21 protein-coding genes are annotated in these 17,678 nt (G+C 69.4%); 16 read left to right on the forward strand and 5 right to left on the reverse strand.

All coding sequences use genetic code 11. The features are described from left to right. Positions 1–23 precede the first annotated feature (23 nt). Positions 24–257 (reverse strand): hypothetical protein, encoded by a 234-nt coding sequence (locus VIL76_RS00705; protein WP_332043058.1) that lies wholly within the window; start codon positions 255–257, stop codon positions 24–26. A 180-nt stretch (positions 258–437) separates the two neighbouring features. Here VIL76_RS00705 and VIL76_RS00710 point away from each other — a divergent pair, with 180 nt between their 5' ends. The 4 genes from VIL76_RS00710 to VIL76_RS00725 all read left to right on the forward strand — a co-directional run bounded on the left by VIL76_RS00710 (position 438) and on the right by VIL76_RS00725 (position 3,892). Next, positions 438–1,268: an SMP-30/gluconolactonase/LRE family protein gene (locus VIL76_RS00710; protein ID WP_332043321.1), complete on the forward strand. Its 831-nt coding sequence runs from the start codon at positions 438–440 to the stop codon at positions 1,266–1,268. A 107-nt stretch (positions 1,269–1,375) separates the two neighbouring features. After that, on the forward strand, positions 1,376–2,446 hold the full coding sequence (locus VIL76_RS00715; RefSeq protein ID WP_332043059.1) for a response regulator: 1,071 nt from the start codon (positions 1,376–1,378) through the stop codon (positions 2,444–2,446). 139 nt (positions 2,447–2,585) lie between these two features. Next, positions 2,586–3,224 carry a cupin domain-containing protein gene (locus VIL76_RS00720; RefSeq protein ID WP_332043060.1) on the forward strand — a complete coding sequence of 213 codons (639 nt, stop codon included), beginning with the start codon at positions 2,586–2,588 and terminating at the stop codon, positions 3,222–3,224. 167 nt (positions 3,225–3,391) lie between these two features. Then, positions 3,392–3,892 carry a sigma-70 family RNA polymerase sigma factor gene (locus tag VIL76_RS00725; protein ID WP_332043061.1) on the forward strand — a complete coding sequence of 167 codons (501 nt, stop codon included), beginning with the start codon at positions 3,392–3,394 and terminating at the stop codon, positions 3,890–3,892. A gap of 122 nt (positions 3,893–4,014) precedes the next feature. On the opposite strand, the gene VIL76_RS00730 is transcribed toward VIL76_RS00725, so the two are convergent. Beyond that, entirely contained in the window at positions 4,015–4,323 is a 309-nt protein-coding gene (locus VIL76_RS00730; RefSeq protein ID WP_332043062.1) for a hypothetical protein, read from the reverse strand. Between the two features lie 10 nt (positions 4,324–4,333). On the opposite strand from VIL76_RS00730, the gene VIL76_RS00735 reads away from it, so the two are divergent. The 6 genes from VIL76_RS00735 to VIL76_RS00760 all read left to right on the forward strand — a co-directional run bounded on the left by VIL76_RS00735 (position 4,334) and on the right by VIL76_RS00760 (position 8,268). Further along, positions 4,334–5,017 carry a hypothetical protein gene (locus VIL76_RS00735; protein ID WP_332043063.1) on the forward strand — a complete coding sequence of 228 codons (684 nt, stop codon included), beginning with the start codon at positions 4,334–4,336 and terminating at the stop codon, positions 5,015–5,017. Positions 5,018–5,101: 84 nt separating this feature from the next. Further along, positions 5,102–5,485: a hypothetical protein gene (locus tag VIL76_RS00740; protein WP_332043064.1), complete on the forward strand. Its 384-nt coding sequence runs from the start codon at positions 5,102–5,104 to the stop codon at positions 5,483–5,485. Between the two features lie 45 nt (positions 5,486–5,530). Beyond that, the gene (locus VIL76_RS00745; protein ID WP_332043065.1) at positions 5,531–6,220 is read left to right on the forward strand and encodes a C39 family peptidase; all 690 of its coding nucleotides are present in this window, start codon (positions 5,531–5,533) and stop codon (positions 6,218–6,220) included. Further along, positions 6,217–6,759, forward strand: coding sequence for a hypothetical protein (locus VIL76_RS00750; RefSeq protein WP_332043066.1), 543 nt, complete (start codon positions 6,217–6,219; stop codon positions 6,757–6,759). The genes VIL76_RS00745 and VIL76_RS00750 overlap by 4 nt, the downstream gene beginning before the upstream one ends. 68 nt (positions 6,760–6,827) lie before the next feature. Continuing rightward, positions 6,828–8,054 (forward strand): transporter, encoded by a 1,227-nt coding sequence (locus VIL76_RS00755; RefSeq protein WP_332043067.1) that lies wholly within the window; start codon positions 6,828–6,830, stop codon positions 8,052–8,054. A gap of 16 nt (positions 8,055–8,070) precedes the next feature. Continuing rightward, complete coding sequence (locus VIL76_RS00760) at positions 8,071–8,268, forward strand: hypothetical protein (RefSeq protein WP_332043068.1); 198 nt, start codon at positions 8,071–8,073, stop codon at positions 8,266–8,268. Here VIL76_RS00760 and VIL76_RS00765 read toward each other — a convergent pair. Together VIL76_RS00765 and VIL76_RS00770 are read right to left on the reverse strand one after the other, a co-directional pair. After that, the gene (locus VIL76_RS00765) at positions 8,265–8,606 is read right to left on the reverse strand and encodes a hypothetical protein (protein WP_332043069.1); all 342 of its coding nucleotides are present in this window, start codon (positions 8,604–8,606) and stop codon (positions 8,265–8,267) included. The genes VIL76_RS00760 and VIL76_RS00765 overlap by 4 nt on opposite strands. A gap of 16 nt (positions 8,607–8,622) precedes the next feature. Beyond that, a complete protein-coding gene (locus tag VIL76_RS00770; protein ID WP_332043070.1) occupies positions 8,623–9,822 on the reverse strand; it encodes an amidohydrolase family protein in 1,200 nt (399 codons plus the stop codon). A gap of 103 nt (positions 9,823–9,925) precedes the next feature. Here VIL76_RS00770 and VIL76_RS00775 point away from each other — a divergent pair, with 103 nt between their 5' ends. The 5 genes from VIL76_RS00775 to VIL76_RS00795 are packed head-to-tail and all read left to right on the forward strand — an operon-like array spanning position 9,926 to position 14,196. Then, positions 9,926–11,650: an IlvD/Edd family dehydratase gene (locus VIL76_RS00775; RefSeq protein WP_332043071.1), complete on the forward strand. Its 1,725-nt coding sequence runs from the start codon at positions 9,926–9,928 to the stop codon at positions 11,648–11,650. Further along, a complete protein-coding gene (locus VIL76_RS00780; protein ID WP_332043072.1) occupies positions 11,650–12,399 on the forward strand; it encodes an SDR family oxidoreductase in 750 nt (249 codons plus the stop codon). Before VIL76_RS00775 ends, VIL76_RS00780 begins: the two co-directional genes overlap by 1 nt. Beyond that, positions 12,399–13,316, forward strand: a complete 918-nt coding sequence (locus tag VIL76_RS00785; RefSeq protein ID WP_332043073.1) for a 2-dehydro-3-deoxygalactonokinase — start codon at positions 12,399–12,401, stop codon at positions 13,314–13,316. Before VIL76_RS00780 ends, VIL76_RS00785 begins: the two co-directional genes overlap by 1 nt. Further along, positions 13,313–13,936 carry a 2-dehydro-3-deoxy-6-phosphogalactonate aldolase gene (locus VIL76_RS00790; RefSeq protein WP_332043074.1) on the forward strand — a complete coding sequence of 208 codons (624 nt, stop codon included), beginning with the start codon at positions 13,313–13,315 and terminating at the stop codon, positions 13,934–13,936. The genes VIL76_RS00785 and VIL76_RS00790 overlap by 4 nt, the downstream gene beginning before the upstream one ends. A 47-nt stretch (positions 13,937–13,983) precedes the next feature. Then, entirely contained in the window at positions 13,984–14,196 is a 213-nt protein-coding gene (locus VIL76_RS00795) for a hypothetical protein (protein ID WP_332043075.1), read from the forward strand. An 11-nt stretch (positions 14,197–14,207) separates the two neighbouring features. On the opposite strand, the gene VIL76_RS00800 is transcribed toward VIL76_RS00795, so the two are convergent. Beyond that, entirely contained in the window at positions 14,208–16,463 is a 2,256-nt protein-coding gene (locus tag VIL76_RS00800) for a family 1 glycosylhydrolase (protein WP_332043076.1), read from the reverse strand. A gap of 114 nt (positions 16,464–16,577) precedes the next feature. On the opposite strand from VIL76_RS00800, the gene galE reads away from it, so the two are divergent. Then, the gene (gene galE / locus VIL76_RS00805; protein ID WP_332043077.1) at positions 16,578–17,630 is read left to right on the forward strand and encodes a UDP-glucose 4-epimerase GalE; all 1,053 of its coding nucleotides are present in this window, start codon (positions 16,578–16,580) and stop codon (positions 17,628–17,630) included. Positions 17,631–17,678 lie beyond the last annotated feature (48 nt).

The following is a 17,678-nucleotide window of genomic DNA, read 5'->3' on the forward strand; positions in this document are numbered from 1 at the left end:
CGGCGCGCCGACCGAGGGAAGGCCTATTCGGCGGCCTGGGCGATCGGCTGGCCGTTGATCTTGCGGCAGCGGCAGATCATCGCCAGGTGGTCGGCCCCGGTCTGCACGTTGCGCACCCAGGCCTTGTCGCCATGGACGGCCACGACCTCGAAGTGCGGGAACAGGTTGGGACCCGTGCGAACCAGGTCGCCGGCGTGGATGTCCTCGTCGTAACCACGGTCGTGGTCGATGGAGAACACGTCTGAGTAACTGGACAACGACATCTCTTGGGATCCCCTCCCGATTCTGTCGATTATGATAGTGGACCCAAGACTCTGAACGGAACCGAAACGGCGACGTCAGGATGTCGCAGGCTTCGCACGACGTTGTTTTCTGCACGGTTGCATGATTCTGCGAGAACTTAACCACAGGAGCCCGGCTTGAGCGTACGTGTGGCGGTGCAAGCCTCTGACAAACTTGGAGAAGGGCCGTGCTGGTCCCCTGTGGACAACCGGCTCTACTGGTTCGATATCAAGGGCCGCAGGTTGTCCTCCTTCGAGCCTGCCACCGGGGCGCGGCGGGTTTTCGAACTTCCGGTGCGCGCTAGCGCCGCAGCCCCCAAGGCCGACGGGACCCTGCTCCTGGCCACCGAAGCCGGCCTGGCGTTCTTCGACCCCCGTTCGGGGAGCTTCGAAGTGCGGCAGAAGATGGACCTAGGGCCCGGCTTCCGGAGCAACGACGGGGTGATTCTCGGCGACGGCTGCTTCTGGTGGTCGAGCATGGACGACGCCGGCGGGGCGCGGGCGGGGGTGATCTTCCGCACCTGCCCCGACGGGTTCACCGAACCGTTGATCGAGGGCATCCACATCGCCAACAGCCTGGCCATGAGCCCCGACGGGCGCAGGCTCTACCTGGCGGATTCCAAGAAGCAGACGATCTGGGCCTACGACACCGCCGACCTCTCCAGGCGCGAGGTGTTCGCCGCGACGACGCTGGGCGGGCCCGACGGCAGCTGCGTGGACGCCGAGGGCTACCTGTGGAACGCGGAGTGGGGCGCCTGGCGGGTGGTGCGCTACGCCCCCGACGGCGGCATCGACCGCATCGTGGAGACGCCGGTGGAGCAGCCCAGCGCCTGCATGTTCGGCGGCCCGGACCTGGCGACCCTCTACGTCACCAGCGCCTGGGAGGACCTCTCGGACGAGGCGCGGGCGAAGCAGCCGCTGGCCGGGAGCCTGTTCGCCTTCGAGCCGGGGGTGCGCGGCCTGCCGCTGCCGGTGTTCGAAGGTTAACGCGAGGGGCCTGCGGCTTAACCACGTCCGTACACCCACACCTTAAGGTTGGCCCGGCTAGGGTACGTGCCGGCGCGCAGAAGGCGCCGCAAGACCGAGCGCGATCCATGCCCAAGGCCGCCTTTCCCCCCCGCCTGCTCGTCGCCCACCCGGACAGCGAGGTGCGCACCTTCCTGCGCCGCCGCTTCGGCAGCCTGGGCTATCAGGTGAAGGAGGCGGGCGACCACGCCACGGCGCTGGAGCTCACCGCGGGCCTGGCGTTCGACCTGGCGCTGGTGGACCTGCGCACGGCCGGCGCCGACGGCGAGGGCGGGCTCGAGCTGCTGCGCCGCCTGCGCGAGGCCTCCCGGGAGCTGCCGATCCTGGCGGTCGCCGCGGAGTCCGCCAACGACGAGGCCGTGGAGGCGCTGGCGCTGGGCGCCGACGACTGCCTGCTGCGCCCGCTCTATTTCGACGTCGCCCGCGCCCGGACCGAGATGATCCTCGGCGCGCGCGCGGCCAAGACCCCCAGCGGCCGGGGCGATCTCATGGCCCGCCTCGACACCCTGGAAGCCTCCGCCAGCCGCTCCCAAGCGGTCGGCGCCGCGCTCGAGGCGCTGGGTCACGACCCGAGCGCGCACATCAACAGCCTGCTGGGCGCCACCTCGGTGCTCACGCGGGTCTGCAGCACCCCTGAGCTGACGCCGGCCATCGACCGCATCGAGACCGCCGCCGCAGCCCTGGACCTGGTGATGGTCCGCGGCCTGGGCCGGGCCGACCGCCGCAGCCGGGAGCCGAAGAGCAAGCTCGACATCCTGCTGGTGGACGACGACGCCACGAGCCGCCACGCGGTCCAGCAGCTGCTGGAAGCGGCGGCCGTCGAGGTCAACCTCGTCACCGTGGCCAACGGCCAGGACGCGGTCTTCGCGCTCGATACGAATTTCTTCGACCTGATCGTCATGAACCTGGCCGCGCCGGACACGATCCCGGGCATCCGCGCCATCCGTCACGTCGAGCGTCGCAACACCATCCGCCGCACCCCGGTGCTGGTGATCGGCGAGGCGGCGAAGGACGTGGTCCCGACGCTGGAAGCCGGCGCCGACCTGTTCCTGCGCCGCCCCTTCAGCGCCGAGCGCCTGTTGGCCACCCTGGCCGAGGCGCTGGTCCGCGAGTCGGAGGACGTCACCGCCGTCGCCTGACCTCCAAACCGCTGGCGCCGGCTTAGAAAAGCGAACAACTGTCGTCGAAGCCGCGTTATGTCGGCCATCGCACCGTCGCGGCATCAATTCGCCGCGTTTTGGCGACAGGCCTAGCCCGACGCCAAGGAGGACAGGTTCGTTGAGTTCGCATCGCCCCGCAGCCCACCCGAGCCGAGAGCTGCTGAGCGCGTACGCTTCCGGCTGGATCGCATGGTCGGCCGGTCTCTGTGTTCGAGTTCACCTGGACGCCTGTTCCGAATGCCGCGATGCGGTCGCGACCCTGGAAGCGGCCGAAGAGCCTTTCATCGATCAGTTGCCAGAGGCGCCGCTCCCCGAAGATGCCGTGTCGGCGCTGCTCGTGAAGCTGCAATCGACGCCCGTGGAGACGCGCGAGCCCAAGGCCGTCGGCGACGTGCAGTTGCCCGGCGCGATGGCCCATGTCCGCGTGGCTTCCCGCCGATGGATCGCGCCCGGCTTCTGGGTGGCGCACCTGCCGGAGGGACGGCAGGAAGGCTGGCGAACCTACATCCTCAGAGCCCCGCCCGGCGCGCGGCTCCCGATGCACGGGCACGGTGGCCCGGAACTCGTGTGCGTTCTATCCGGCGCGTTCCGCGATCGACGGCGATATGGGCCGGGCGACTTCGTGGAAATGCCGGGCGGCTCCGACCATAGCCTGGTGATCGACTCGCAAGGCCCCTGCGCCTGCCTCATCGCAAGCAAGGGTGCGATCCAGTGGAAGGGCGCGGCCAAGCTTTTGAAGTCAGCCCTCTCGGTTTAGATAAGCAAAGTACAGCCAAGCTTTCGCGACAGTGGCGCTGCATAAAAGAGCAGCCTTATTGTCAAACGACGATGGCTCGCGAGCCGCGAATAATATACATGGGTTAAATCCGTAGGTTGAACTTACGAACATGGCCTGCCCAGCTGGGCAGACCCGGGGGAGGACGTTTGTCTGACCGGCTACTCGCACAGATCACTCCGCTGATCCCCAAGCTGCGGGCCTATGCGATCGTCCTGACGAGGTCGGCGAGCGACGCCGACGACCTGCTGCAGGATACCCTCCTGCGGGCGTGGCGGTTTCGCGAAGGGTATGCCGAAGGCACGAACCTCAAGGCCTGGCTCTTCCGGATCCTCCGCAATGAGTTCCTTCGGCGCGCCCAGGCGGCGAAATTCATCACCGAGGACATCGACGGCAAGTACGCAGCGCAGTTGGTCACCAACCCGGACCAGGAGTTCAACCTGCGCTATCAGGAGCTGCTCGGCGCCATGGAGCGCCTCTCGGATGGCACGCGTGAAGCCTTGTTGCTCACCGTCGGGGCCGGGTTGACCTATGCCGAGGCCGCCGACGCCTGCGGTTGTCCGATCGGGACGATCAAGAGCCGGGTGAACCGCGCCCGCGAGCTCCTCCTGTCCTACGTGGACTTCACCCCCGATCCCCAGACCTGCTGAGCCCGACGCCGGGCCGATCGTAGCTTGGCTGCGATCACGGAAGCGTGCGCCGAACAGTTCGGGAGAAGGCCCGGTTCTGGCCACCCGGAGGAACGTCCTCCAACGCACGCTCCCGGAGGGCACTAAATGACCTTGAGATTCCTGGCTTCGGCCTCAGCCTTCGCGCTGGCCGCTGTTCTGTCCACGAGCGCCATGGCGCAGGTGGCGGAGCCCGGCTCGACCACCACCAGCACGTCCACCACCGACAATTCCAACAACTCCACCAACACGTCGGATTCGGGGAACACCTCGACGAGCGACTCCTCGAACAACTCCACCAATACGTCGGACTCGGGAAACACCTCGATGCACGACGCGTCGAACAACTCGACGAACACCAGCACGAACACCGACGCCTCGACCCGGACGCGGACGGTCACCGACTCGAACAACGACAACTCGATGCGTTGGGCGGACTCCAACAACGACAACTCCGACCGGTCCACCCGCATGCGCGACTCGGGCAACGACAATTCGGACCGGTCCATGCGCTGGGCCGACTCCAACAACGACAATTCGGACAACTCGAACCGCTCGGTCGCGGACTCGAACAACGACAACTCGAACCGCGCCGACAACTCGACCCGCAACTCGAACAACGACAACTCGGATCGTTCGATGCGTTGGGCCGACTCCAACAACGACAACTCGGACAACTCTGACCGGTCCGACAACTCGACGCGCAACTCGAACAACGACAATTCCGACCGCTCCATGCGCTGGGCGGATTCCAACAACGACAACTCGGATAACTCGACGCGCAACTCGAACAACGACAGCTCGGACCGTTCGATGCGCTGGGCGGACTCCAACAACGACAACTCGGACAACTCCGTCCACACGACCACCCAGACCATGTCTACGCAGGACCTGGACGGCACGGTGAGCGGCATCACGGTGTCGTACGGCGAGCCGACCAACGCGGGTGATCAGGCAGGCATGCTCACCACCGGCGGCATCAGCGCCAACGGGGCCGCCTTCGCGGGCGTCCAGACGGCCAGCATGAACACCGGCGTCGGCGGACTGAACCAGGCGGCCACGTCGCTCGCGGCGAACGCCAACATCAGCTTCGGCTCCGCACCCTAAGCGAGGCCCGCGCCAGGTCGTGGTTGTCCCGACCTGGCGCGACCTTCGTCCGCCGATCCGCAAGCCGACCTGTTGGAGATCCCGATGCGCCTCATAGCCTCTTCACTGTTCCTGGCCGCCGCCCTGGCGGCCGGCGCCGCTGCGGCCGAGCCCCCCCAGGCCCGAGCGACCGAAGCGGCCGAGGCGCTGGCCCAGCGCTCGGAACCCCTCGCGCTCACGGCAGAGGAAATGGAGAGCGCGAGCGGCGGGCAGGGCATCTCCGTGGAGGTCCTCACCCGCCAGCAACTCAGCGGCACGACCAGCGGAAACACCGTTACGGCCGGAACACTCACCTCCGGCGACGTGAGCTTCGGCGCCGACGCGCTCGACGGCTTCAGCGGCGTCGGCAACTTCGTGATCAACACCGGGGCCAACAACACCCTGCAAGGCGCCATCAACATCAGCGTCGTCACGACGCCGGCGAGGTAGCCGATGCCTCGGCAGACCCAACCCGGGCGTGCGGCGTGCGCCGCGATGCTGGTCGCGTTCACGGCGCCGGCCTGGCCAGCCGCTGGCCAGGCAATGTTCAACCTGGCGGGGGACAGCGCCGCCGTCCACGTCACCAGCCTGCGCGACATGCCGTTCAAGACGGTGGTCCGCCAACAGTACGACTACAGCTGCGGATCGGCGGCGCTCGCGACGCTGCTTACGCATCACTACGGCCGCCGAACGGGCGAAGCGGCGATCTTCGAGGCGATGTACCGGTCGGGCGACCGGGAGAAAATCCGCAAGGTCGGCTTCTCGTTACTGGACATGAAGCGCTACCTGGGGAGCCAGGGCCTCAAGGCGGACGGCTACCGCTGGACGCTCGAGGACCTGCAGCGCGCCCGCGCGCCGGCGATCGCGCTGATCAATGTCGGAGCCTACCGACACTTCGTCATCCTCAAGGGCTTCCGCCACGGCAAGGTGCTGGTCGGCGATCCGGCCGAGGGGCTCAAGCTGTACCGGCTCGAAGACTTCGGTCGGATCTGGAACGGCGTGGTGTTCATGGTGGACCCGAACGCCCAGGCTCCGGCCGCCTACGACCTCGCCGAGGAATGGTCGCGGCTGACCTTGGGGCCCCTGGATCCGCTCGACGATTCAACCCTCTCAAGCTTCACACGCGAGTTGCCGCCGATCTTCCAGGTCGTGGCCTTGCCGCATGGCGGCGGAGCGATCCGATGAGACGCGCATGGCTTGTTCTGGGCGCCATAGGCGCGTTGATCGCTGAACCCGCGATGGCCCAGGCCGCCGACGTGCAGACGCCGGACCCGCCTGCCGCCCTGACGGACCGGGCTCTCGGCGAGCAGCGCGGCGGCCTTGCCACGCCGCTGGGGGTGGACATCGGCTTTGGCGCCTCAGTGCGAACCTACGTCGATGGCAGCCTCGCCCTCGAGACACGCCTGACCTGGACCGCCGACGGGGTCCAGGCCGATCGCGTGTTCGAAAGCGAAGCGGCGCGGTCCCTCACCGCAAGCCAGGCGGGAAACCCGACCCGCGCCCCCGTCCAGGTCGCGGCTGGCACCAGCGTGATTCACGACCTCGCAGCAAACCGCATCGCCAGCGTGATCCTCAACACAGCCAATGACCGCGTCATACGTCAGGAGACCGACGTCACGCTTCACCTGCCGCAGCTGCCGGACCTGCAGCAGCGCATCGGGTCCGAGCGCCTGGGCCAGGCGCTGCAGGGCCTCAGCCCGCAGGCCGCGGGGCGCGGCCAATGAGGAACCGATCAATGACGTCACCTTCGCCGGCCGCTGGGTCACGGAGCGCAGCAGCCGCCGTCGGCGCTGTGGTCCTCACCCTGGCGTGCGCCGCACCGGCCGCGGCCCAACCGGCCGCCGAGGCGCTTGCCCGGATCGAGGCGGAGTTGGCGGCGCAGGCTGAGCGTCTCGCGGCGCAGGAGGCTCGCCTGCAGGCGCAGCAGGGCCAGATCGAGGCCCTTGAAGCCGAGCGGGACCAGCTGCTGGCCGGTCTTCGTGCAACCGGGGCCGGCTCGTCCACCGCCGCGGCGGTGCGGACGTTCGCCTCGGTCGACCAGGTTCCGAACGCCGTGACGGAGTTGCCGTCCGGGCCGGTCGGGCAGCCGCCGCAGACGGCGGCCGCGCCTTCGGTGACGGCGATCCCCGCCGCAATGAACGTGCTCACCCCGCGCGGGCGGCTGATCCTCGACCCGTCGATCGAGTACGTGCGCACCAGCAACAACCGTCTGGTGTTTCGCGGGGTCGAGATCGTGCCGGGCATCCAGTTGGGTGTCATCGAGGCCAGCGATGTGGCGCGCGACACGGCAGTTGCGACCGTCGCCGCCCGCTATGGGCTAACCAGCCGGCTCGAAGTCGAGGCCCGCGTCCCATACGTCTACCGCCATGACCGCCTGAGCCTGCTGGCTCGCTCCACGCCCGACTTCGAAGGGCAGGAGCAGGAGCTGGAGGAGAGCAGCCTGGGGGACGTCGAGGTCGCCGCCCGCTACCAGTTGAACAGCGGCCGGGGCGGCTGGCCGATCTTCGTGGCCAACACGCGGGTGAAGCCGCCTACGGGCATCAGTCCGTACGACGTCAGCTTCGACGAGATGGGTGTGGCGCAGGGCCTCGCCACCGGCTCCGGCTTCTGGAGCATGGAGGGCGGGGTGACGATGATCTACCCCAGCGAGCCGGCGATCATTTTCGGAGGCCTGACTTACCTTCACAATTTCGGCCGCGACGTCGATACGCTCATCGGCGAGCGGCGCGTCGGCCGCGTGGAGCCTGGCGATTCGATCGGGGCGCAGGTGGGCTTCGGGCTGTCCCTCAACCCCCGTTTCTCCGTCTCCTTCGGGTACAGCCACAACTATATCTTCCCGACCAAATCGGAGATCGGAACGACGCGGCAGGAGTCGCGCAGCCTGCAGGTCGGCAGCTTGCTGATGGGTTGGTCCTTCCGCCTGTCCAACCGCCTCACGGTCAACAACAGCTTCGAGTTCGGCGTGACCGAGGAAGCGCCCGACATGCGCTTCGTCCTGCGATTGCCATACCGCTTTTGAGAGCTGGGGGGCTCCCATGCGTTCGTTCGAATGCCTGATCACCGACGACCGGTTCAGCGTACGCCAACTGACGTGGATCGTGGTGGGCAGCGAGGAGAGGGCGCACGAGCTCGCGCGCGAGGAGTTGCGCCGCAACAAGCACTGCGCCGCCGTGGAGCTGCGTGAGAACGGGCGTTTGCTCGCCACGATGATACGCCACGAGGCGGGCGCCTAGTGGCCGCCTTCGACCCAGGGGACGCCCGCGCGGGCGAACTCTTCGGCGAGCGCCGCCTCCAGGTCGATCGCCTCCCAGCGCCGCATGGGGTTGAGGTGGGCCACCAGCCCGGGCAGCAGGCGCACGCCGTAGCGGTTCACGTAGCGGCTCGCCTTGTAGCCCGTCTTGTGCTGGTCGAACCGCAGGTCCGGATCGCGCGAGGTCTCGCCGACATAGAGCCCGAAGCGGCAGGCCCGACGGCGATCCTCCAGTAGCGCCACATAGACGAAGTGGTCCGCGCCCTTCGCGTCACGCGTCGTGGCGCGCAGCGACAGGGCGGCTCTGCGCGCCGCGGCCATCCAGTCGGGCAGGGACTCAGGCGTGGACGGGCGCGCCCATCATTTCTTGGAAGTTGGCGTAGTAGAACTTCTCCTTCGCCTCTTCCGAGATGTCCTTGAAGGTGCGCTCGAAGCGGCCGATCGGGTCGTCCGTGCCTTCCGGGTGCGGGTAGTCGCTGGAGAACAGGAAGAGCTCGGGTCCAGCGTCGGCGATCATCCGGCCCACGTCCTCGCCAGGGAAGGGCGTGAACTTCACCGCGCGCCGGATGTAGTCGGACGCCTTTAGCGGAAGCTCCGCGACGCTCGGGTCCGTGCGCTTGAAGATCTTCTGGCTGAGGTCGAGCGTACGCAGGAACTCCGGCACCCATCCGGCGCCCAGTTCGATCACTCCGCCCCGCAGCTTCGGGAAGCGTTCGAAGACGCCGTCGAACACCAGGGCCGTCAGAAATTGCTGCGGGCCGACCGAGAGCAGCATGAAGTCGCGGACCCGCAGGTTCTCGCCGCCCTCGGCGCCGGTGATGTCCTTCGGCCGCGGCTTGCCGTTGTTCTCATAAGCCGGGAGCTTGGTCGGGCTGTTGGGCCCCACGTGCAGCATGAACGGCACGCCGAGGTCGCAGAACGCCTGCCACACCACGTCGAAATCAGGATGGCCGGGCGACTTGTCGCCCACCGGCGTCCCCGGCACCCAGAAGGCGCCGCAGCCCAGGCGGACGCCCTCGCGCATCTCCTCCACGCACCGCGCCGGGTCGGCCAGGGAGAGCTGCCCCACCGCGATCAACCGCGGGTCGCCCTGGCAGAAGGCGGCCATGGCGCGGTTGTGCGCGCGCACGCCCCCGTAGCGGATGTCCATGTCCGGGTGGGACAGGTACTGGCCGGCGGAGAAGGTGGAGAACACCAGCTGCCGCTCGAAGCCCAGATCATCCAGGGCCTTCTTGCGCTCCGCCGGGTCGAAAGCCCCGTAGGCGCCCCAGCCCTTGGTCCCGCGCACCACGTCGGTCAGCACCTCGCCCGCCGCCTCGCGTTCCTTCTGCTTCGCGACCGCCTTGTTGATGAAGTCGAACGTGGCCGTGGCGGATTTCACCAGGCTGAGCTGCGGGATCCTGGCCCGGACGTCGTCGTCCGCATGCCGCTCGATCCAGTCCACGGTTTCCATGATGTGGCTGTCGGCGTCGCAAAACCGACGATGGGCGCCATAGGTCATCGCTTCCTCCACCACCTTCTTCTTTGACGCCATCATACCCGATGCTCGAAGCCGGGCCAGAGCTTCCGCCGCCTGAACCGGCGCCGCCTCTTGCGGGTTAAGCCTTGGCATCATCCACCATTGGCGTAAGGGGTCGCGCATGGCGAAAAAACCGCTGCGCAGCCAGAAGAGCTACGGCAAGCTCGACCGTGACGGCTTCATCCACCGAAGCTGGATCAAGGCCACCGGCCTGCCGGACCACGTGTTCGACGGCCGGCCGATCATCGGCATCGCCAACACCTGGAGCGAACTGGTCACCTGCCAGGTGCACCTGCGCGAGCTGGCGGAGTTCGTGAAGCGCGGCGTCTGGGAGGCGGGCGGGGTGCCCATCGAGTTCCCGGCCATGAGCCTGCCCGAGACCCAGATGCGGCCCACGGCCATGCTGTTCCGCAACCTGCTGGCCATGGAGGTGGAGGAGAGCATCCGCGCCAACCCGATCGACGGGGTGGTGCTGCTGGGCGGCTGCGACAAGACCACGCCGGGCCTGCTGATGGGCGCCGCCAGCGTCGACCTGCCGGCGATCTTCGTCTCATCGGGGGCGATGCTGAACGGCAAGTTCGAGGGCCGCGACATCGGCTCGGGCACCGACGTCTGGCGGTTTTCCGAGATGGTCCGCGCGGGCGAGATGACGCTCCCGGAATTCCTCTCGGCGGAATCGGGCATGAGCCGCTCGGCCGGGGTGTGCAACACCATGGGCACGGCGTCCTCGATGGCCTGCATCGTCGAGGCGCTGGGGATGAGCCTGCCGAACAATGCGGCGCTTCCGGCGGTGGACGCCCGGCGCCGCGTCCTGGCGCACATGACCGGCAACCGCATCGTGCAGATGGTGAAGGACGACGTGAAGCCGTCGGACATCCTCACCCGCGCGGCGTTCGAGAACGCCATCATCATGCACGCGGCGACCGGCGGCTCGACCAATGCGGTGGTGCACCTGCTGGCCCTGGCCGGGCGGGTCGGCGTGCCGCTGACCCTGGAGGATTTCGACAACATCGGCCGCGAGTGCCCGCTGCTGGTGAACCTGATGCCGTCGGGCAAGTACCTGATGGAGGACTTCTGCTACGCGGGCGGCGTGCCCGCGGTGATGAACGAGCTGGGCGCCGTCTTCCGGCGCGAGGCGATCACCGTGTCGGGCCTGACCCAGGGCGAGCTCGCCGACGCCGGCAAGGTGTTCAACCGCGACGTCATCGGCAGCCTGCAATCGCCCGTCGGGCCGTCGTCCGGCGTCTGGGTGCTGCGCGGCAACCTGTGTCCGCAGGGCGCGATCCTGAAGCCCAGCGCGGCCTCGCCCGAGCTCCTCACCCACCGCGGGCGCGCTGTGGTCTTCGAGGACATCGAGGACTACCACGCCCGCATCGACGATCCCGACCTGGAGGTCGACGAGACCTCGATCCTGGTGCTCAAGGGCTGCGGCCCGAAGGGCTATCCGGGGATGCCGGAGGTGGGCAACATGGCCCTGCCGCCGAAGCTCCTGCAGAAGGGCGTGCGCGACATGGTGCGGATCTCCGACGCGCGGATGAGCGGCACGGCCTACGGCACGGTGATCCTGCACGTGGCCCCCGAGGCCGAGGCGGGCGGCCCGCTGGCCCTGGTGCGCAACGGCGACGAGATCGCCTTCGACGGACCCAACCGCAGCCTCGAGCTGCTGGTCGACGACGCCGAGCTGGCGCGGCGGCGCGAGGCCTGGGAGGCGGCGCGCGCGCCCTCCAAGTTCGACCGCGGCTGGTACAAGCTCTACATCGACACCGTCATGCAGGCGGACCGCGGCGCCGACCTCGACTTCCTGGTCGGCAAATCGTCGAGCGAAGTGACCCGGGAATCCCACTGATGGCCTTCGCCAGCTATCCCAGCCTGAGGGACAAGGTGGTGTTCGTCACCGGCGGCGCCTCCGGCATCGGGGCCACGTTCGTCTCGGAGTTCCACGCGCAAGGATCCAAGGTCGCCTTCGTGGACCTGTCCGAGGACGAGGGCAGGGCGCTCTCGGGGAAGCTGGCGGGCTCATGGTTCCGCCGCTGCGACGTCACCGACGCGTTCGCCCTGCAGTCGGCCATCCGGGACGCGGCCGAGGCGCTGGGCCCCATCACCGTCCTGATCAACAACGTGGCCAACGACACCCGCCACGACGCCGCGTCGGTGACGCCGGAGCAGTGGCGCAAGGCGCTGGCGGTGAACCTCGACCCGGCGATGGTCGCCTCGGTCGCGGTCTATCCGATGATGAAGCAGGCCGGCGGCGGCTCGATCGTGAACGTCAGCTCGATCAACGCGATCTGGGGACCCGGCCACATGCCGGCCTATGTGGCGGCCAAGGGGGCGATCAACTCGCTCTCCAAGGGCCTGGGCCGCGAGTGGGGACCCGACCGCATCCGGGTGAATGCGCTCTCGCCCGGCTGGGTGATCACGCCGCGCCAGCTGGAGCTGTGGCTCACGCCGGAGGCCGAGGCCGAGTGGTCCAAGCTGGTGGCGCTGAAGGACCGGCTGATGCCGGAGGACATCGCCCGGATGGCCATGTTCCTGGCCGCCGACGACAGCCGGATGATCACCGGCCAGAACTTCATCGTCGACGCGGGGCGGCTCTGATGAGGAAGGCGGCGCTGCTCGCCTGCGACTGGGGCACCACCAACCTGCGCGCCTGGACCCTCGACGAGGCCGGCGGGATCGTCGCCCACCGGGAGTTCGACCTCGGCGTTTCCAAGCTGAAGCCGGGCGAGGCCGGCGAGCGGTTCAACCGGGAGGTCCAGCCGGCGCTGGAGGCGGCGGGCCTGCCGGCGATCCTCTGCGGGATGGTGGGCTCGAACCTCGGCTGGACGGTGGCGCCCTACGCCGATTGCCCGGTGGGCGTCGGGGAGCTGGCGGCGTGCCTCGTGCCTGTGGAGGCGCACGCGGCCTGGGTGCGCATCGTGCCCGGCGTCCGCGGGCCCGGCATCACCGGCGGCGTCGACGTGATGCGCGGCGAGGAGACCCAGCTGATGGGCTGGCTGCACGCCAACCCAGAGCGCTGCCGCGGCCGCCACGTGGTCTGCCACCCGGGCACCCACGCCAAATGGATGCTGGTGGAGGACGGCAAGCTCATCCGCTTCGCGACCGCCATGACCGGCGAGCTGTTCGCGGTGCTCGGCAAGCACAGCGTGCTCAAGAGCGAGGCGGCCGCCGAGGACGAGGCGGCCTTCGAGGAGGGCCTGGCGGCGGCGGGGGAGGGCGACGCCCTGGCCGCGCGGCTGTTCACGGCGCGGGCCCGCGTGGTGGGGGGCGGGGCGCCTGCGGAGAGCACGCCGTCGTATCTCTCGGGCCTGCTGATCGGCTCGGAGGTCGCCGCCGTGCCGAAGCTGCTCGGGCTATCGGGCGAGGAGCCCGTCGACCTGCTCGGCGACGAGCGGCTCTGCCGCCTCTACGCCCGCGCCCTGGACCGGCGCGGCGTGGCGCACGAGACCTTCGACGGCGAGCAGGCCGCGATCGCCGGGCTCTTCGCCCTCTACGGCATGGGAGGATCGCGATGAGGCTGGAAGACGCCCTGGCGCAGTGCCCGGTGGTGGCCATCGTGCGCGGCGTCCGTCCCGACGAGGTGCTGGACCACGCCGCCGCCCTGCTCGAGGCCGGGGTCGTGGGCGTCGAGGTGCCGCTGAATTCCCCCGACCCCATCGAGAGCATCCGCAGGCTCTCCGCCGAGTTCGGCGAGCGCATGACGACGGGCGCCGGCACGGTGCTGACGCCGGAGCGGGTGGACGACGTCGCGGGAGCCGGCGGGCGGATCATCGTCTCGCCGAACACCCAGCCGGCGGTGATCCGCCGCGCGGTCGAGCTGGGGCTGGATCCCGCGCCGGGCTTCGCCACCGCCAGCGAGGCCTTCACCGCCATCGAGGCCGGCGCGAGGCACCTGAAGCTGTTCCCGGCGGCGACCTATGGGCCGGGGCATGTGAAGCAGCTCAAGGCCGTGCTTCCCGCCGAAGCGGTGGTCTGGGCGGTGGGCGGCGTGGGGCCCGACAGCATGGCCGAATGGTGGGCCGCGGGCGCACGCGCGTTCGGCCTGGGCGGGGAGCTCTACAGGGCCGGCCAGTCCGTGGCCGACACCCGCGAGAAGGCCCGCAGGGTCGTGGACGCGGCGCGTAAGCTGGGCTGAACCATCACCGAGCCAGCGGGTTTTACCAGCCTGTGGAAGGGACCCCCATGAGACAGCTCGCAAAGTTCTCCATCACCGTGCGCGAAGAGGACTTCGTGCTGCACCTGGCCGACGACTCCGGAGAGACCATCGAGTTCGCGGCCTCGCCGGAACAGCTGGACGCGGTCATCGACGCGCTGGACGAGCTCCTGTCCGAGAACGAGGAAGACCTGTTCGAGGTTGAGGACGAGGGCGAGACCTACCAGAAGCCGCTCGGCTAGCTGACGGTGGCCTAGCTGACGCCGGCGCTGGAGCGGGCGAAGAGGTCGGGCCGGCTGCCGTCGGCCAGGGCTTCAGCCTCTCCGGCGAACTCCGCCTCAGTGACGATCGAGGCATAGCGCGCGATCGCGTTCTCCAGCGTCGGCATCACCTCACCGCGCTCGGTCGCCAGCGCCGCAAAGGCGGGGCGCTCGGCGGGCCAGGCGAAGCTCGCCGCGGGGCGGCCCTTCACCCGCGATGGGTCCAGGCCGACCGCGCCGGCCACCTGCCGGGCGAACTCGGCCCAGGAGACGGCGCCGCGGTTGGCGAGGTGGCGTATGCCGGTCTCGCCGTCGATCATCAGGTCCAGGGTGGCGTCCACCAGGTCCGGCACATAGGTGGGCGAGACCACCAGGTTCTCGGCGGCGTGCAGCTCCTGTTCCGCCCGCAGGGTGCGCAGAACGTGGGCGGCGAAGTTGTAGGCGTCGAAGGGCGAGAAGAACGCCGCGGTGCGGATCATCAGGGCCCGGCCGCCGAGCTCCAGGATCTCGGCCTCCGCCCGGGCCTTGCTGGCGCCGTAGACGTTGAGCGGGCAGGGCGGGTCGCTCTCGACATAGGCGCGGTCGATGCGGCCGTCGAACACCAGGTCCGACGAGTAGCCCACCAGCGGCAGGCCGCGGTCGCGGCAGGCGCGCGCCAGGCGGATGGCGCCCTCCGCATTGGCGGCCATGCAGGCCGACGCCTCGGCCTCGGCGTCGTCGACGCGCACCCAGCCGGCGGCATTGATGACGCCCCAGGGGTGGCACTGGTCGAGCACGCGGGCGATGGCGTCGTCGTCGTCCAGCGGCAGCTGCGCGCGGCCGGTCAGCAGGTAGTCGATGCCGCGCCACTCGCAGGCCCGCGCCAGCGCCTTGCCCAGCGTGCCGGTGGCGCCGGCGATCAGCAGCGGCCGCGCCGGGGCCGCTGGCGTGCGGACCGAGGGACGAGGCTCGGGGGAATCCATGGTCCGGAACACCGGGCGGAACTCCATGCGGATATCGCGCCGCCACCAGCCGGGCCCCTGGGTGGCCGGGTGGGCCTCCCCGGCGCCGGTCCCCAGCCGCCCGAGCTCGGCGGCGATGGCGGTCGGCCGCGGCGGGTCGACCCGTACGTCGAAGGCGCCGACCTCGTAATGGCCGACGTGGCGGGTCAGCAGGCTGTTCCAGTCGAAGGTGCCGAGCAGGGCCCAGGCGGTTACCGCGTCCACCTGCACGCCGCGCGCGCGCAGCCGCAGGGCAGACTCCCAGGCCTCGCGGACCCAGCGCACCTGCTCCTCGCGGGTGCAGCCGTTGTGGCTCTCGGTGACGGCGAGCGGGCGGCGGTAGCGGGCCCAGGCCTCGTCCAGCGCGCCTTCCAGGCCGCCGGGGCCGGGGAGGGCGACGCGGACCGCCTCCACGTCGGCGAAGGCCATGAACTGGTTTCCGCCGCGCCGCTCGGGCGGGTAGTCGTCGACCCGGTGGTCGAGGAAGCGGTCGGAGGTGAGGTAGTGGTTCACCCCGATCACGTCGGGCGGGCACGGATTGTCCGCGATCGCCTTCAGCCGGTCGCCGAAGCCCATGCCGTCCAGCCGGTCCCACAGGATGTGCCCTGGCGTGACCTCGCCGCAGAGCAGGTCCCAGGTCATCCAGCGCCGGGCGTTGTCGAAGTCGGCCTGGTGGCCCACGGCGCGGGTGGAATAGGTGCGGCCCAGGTCCTCGGTCTGGATGAGGCGGGCGGCGGGGTTCACCTGCCGGATCTCGGCCATGGCCAGGCGCGTGGCGTCGATCTGGTTCAGCAACGCCGCCCAGAACATGTGCTCGTCGGTGAGGTGCGGATACCAGTGGCCGTAGAGGGCCGAGAAGCGCGCGGTGGTCAGCGGCTCGTTGACCGGCGTCCAGTCCTCGATCCAGGGGTAGCGCTCGGCGGCGGCGCGCGCGTAGCCGGCAAACAGGGGGGCGAAGTTCTGGTCGACGAGGCTGGTGTACTTCGGCCCCGAGCCATGGTGGACGAGGCCCGCGATCGGCCGCATGCCGAGCTCGCGGATGCGCGGCAGGCGCGCGTCGGTCCAGGTCCAGTCGAGCCTGTCGGGGCGGTTGGGCGCCACCCTCTCCCAGAGCACCGGATAGCGCAGCGCCTTCAGGCCCAGCGCGGCGAACCGCTCGAGGTCCTCGGGCCGGTCGTGGTGGCCGGAGCGCACGGTCTGGTCGTGGAACGTCCCGCCCGTGCGGTTCACGGTGCACTCGTGACCGCCCCACAGCTCAAGATCGCGCATAAACCCTGGCTTTCCCGTCACATCCCAAGGTTTAAAGCCGACCTCCTGCGAAATCGTTCCAAATCCTCCTTTGACAGCCTTGGAACGGCTTGGCTGTCCGAGGGTTAAGCCGTCATGGATCGGGGAACGAAGCCCGCCGTGCTGGTCACGGGCGGAGCCGGCTATATCGGCGCACACACTGCAAAGGCCCTGCACGAACTGGGCTACCTTCCTGTCGTCTACGACAGCCTGAGCTCCGGCTTCCGCGAAGCCGTGCGCTGGGGCGTGTTCGTGCACGGCGACATCCGCGACCACGAGGCGTTGGGCGAGGCGATCGACGCCCACAACGTCAAGGCGGTCATCCATTTCGCCGGCCTGATCGAGGTCGGCCGCTCGGTGGTGAAGCCGGACCTGTTCTGGGACGTCAACGTGGCGGGCACCACCAGCCTGCTGTCGACCATGCGCGACAAGGGCGTGGAGCGGCTGGTGTTCTCGTCGAGCGCGGCCGTCTACGGCCAGGGCGGCCGCGGGCCGCTGGAGACCATCCGCGAGGACGCGGAGAAGGCGCCGGCCAGTCCCTACGGCGACACCAAGCTCGCCTGCGAGTGGATGATCGAGGCGCAGTGCCGGGCCTATGGCCTGAGCGCGGTGGCCCTGCGCTACTTCAACGCCGCCGGCGCCGACCCATCGGGCCTGATCGGCGAGGCGCACGAGCCGGAGACCCACCTGATCCCGCTGGCCATGGCCGCGGCCCTGGGCGACGGCAAGCCGCTCACGGTGTTCGGGGACGACTTCGACACCCCCGACGGGACCTGCCTGCGCGACTACATCCACGTGAACGACCTGGCCGAGGCCCACGTGGCGGCGCTGAAGGTCGAGCTTTCGGCCGGCCAGTACGAGGCGGTCAACGTCGGCACCGGCAAGGGCGCCTCGGTCATCGAGGTGGTGGAGGCCGTGGGCCGCGCCGTCGGCCGTCCCGTGCCGCACAGCGTGGGCGCCCGGCGCGCCGGCGACCCGCCGAGCCTGGTGGCCGACCCCTCGCGGGCGCGATCCGTGCTAGGATGGACGGCGACGCGCTCGTCCCTGGACCAGATCGTCACCGATGCGCTGCGCTGGGAGCGCAACCCCAGGTATGGCGCGGGTGTCCGCAGCGGCCGGCTGCAGTCGACGCTGACTGTCGGCGGTTAAGGTGTCGGGTAGTCGACGATAGAGCGTCTCTATTCGTCGGCGCCCGTC

The organism is Phenylobacterium sp., from assembly GCF_036563285.1.
GTDB lineage: Bacteria > Pseudomonadota > Alphaproteobacteria > Caulobacterales > Caulobacteraceae > Phenylobacterium.

Excerpts from the sequence above, each read along its gene's own strand:
- VIL76_RS00780 (WP_332043072.1), top strand. The coding sequence starts at position 11,650 with ATGGCCTTCGCCAGCTATCCCAGCCTGAGGGACAAGGTGGTGTTCGTC.
- VIL76_RS00790 (WP_332043074.1), top strand. The coding sequence starts at position 13,313 with ATGAGGCTGGAAGACGCCCTGGCGCAGTGCCCGGTGGTGGCCATCGTG.
- VIL76_RS00745 (WP_332043065.1), top strand. The coding sequence starts at position 5,531 with ATGCTGGTCGCGTTCACGGCGCCGGCCTGGCCAGCCGCTGGCCAGGCA.
- VIL76_RS00715 (WP_332043059.1), top strand. The coding sequence starts at position 1,376 with ATGCCCAAGGCCGCCTTTCCCCCCCGCCTGCTCGTCGCCCACCCGGAC.
- VIL76_RS00785 (WP_332043073.1), top strand. The coding sequence starts at position 12,399 with ATGAGGAAGGCGGCGCTGCTCGCCTGCGACTGGGGCACCACCAACCTG.
- VIL76_RS00760 (WP_332043068.1), top strand. The coding sequence starts at position 8,071 with ATGCGTTCGTTCGAATGCCTGATCACCGACGACCGGTTCAGCGTACGC.
- VIL76_RS00750 (WP_332043066.1), top strand. The coding sequence starts at position 6,217 with ATGAGACGCGCATGGCTTGTTCTGGGCGCCATAGGCGCGTTGATCGCT.
- VIL76_RS00740 (WP_332043064.1), top strand. The coding sequence starts at position 5,102 with ATGCGCCTCATAGCCTCTTCACTGTTCCTGGCCGCCGCCCTGGCGGCC.
- VIL76_RS00765 (WP_332043069.1), bottom strand. The coding sequence starts at position 8,606 with ATGGCCGCGGCGCGCAGAGCCGCCCTGTCGCTGCGCGCCACGACGCGT.
- VIL76_RS00800 (WP_332043076.1), bottom strand. The coding sequence starts at position 16,463 with ATGCGCGATCTTGAGCTGTGGGGCGGTCACGAGTGCACCGTGAACCGC.
- VIL76_RS00795 (WP_332043075.1), top strand. The coding sequence starts at position 13,984 with ATGAGACAGCTCGCAAAGTTCTCCATCACCGTGCGCGAAGAGGACTTC.
- VIL76_RS00735 (WP_332043063.1), top strand. The coding sequence starts at position 4,334 with ATGCGTTGGGCGGACTCCAACAACGACAACTCCGACCGGTCCACCCGC.
- galE (WP_332043077.1), top strand. The coding sequence starts at position 16,578 with ATGGATCGGGGAACGAAGCCCGCCGTGCTGGTCACGGGCGGAGCCGGC.
- VIL76_RS00770 (WP_332043070.1), bottom strand. The coding sequence starts at position 9,822 with ATGATGGCGTCAAAGAAGAAGGTGGTGGAGGAAGCGATGACCTATGGC.
- VIL76_RS00775 (WP_332043071.1), top strand. The coding sequence starts at position 9,926 with ATGGCGAAAAAACCGCTGCGCAGCCAGAAGAGCTACGGCAAGCTCGAC.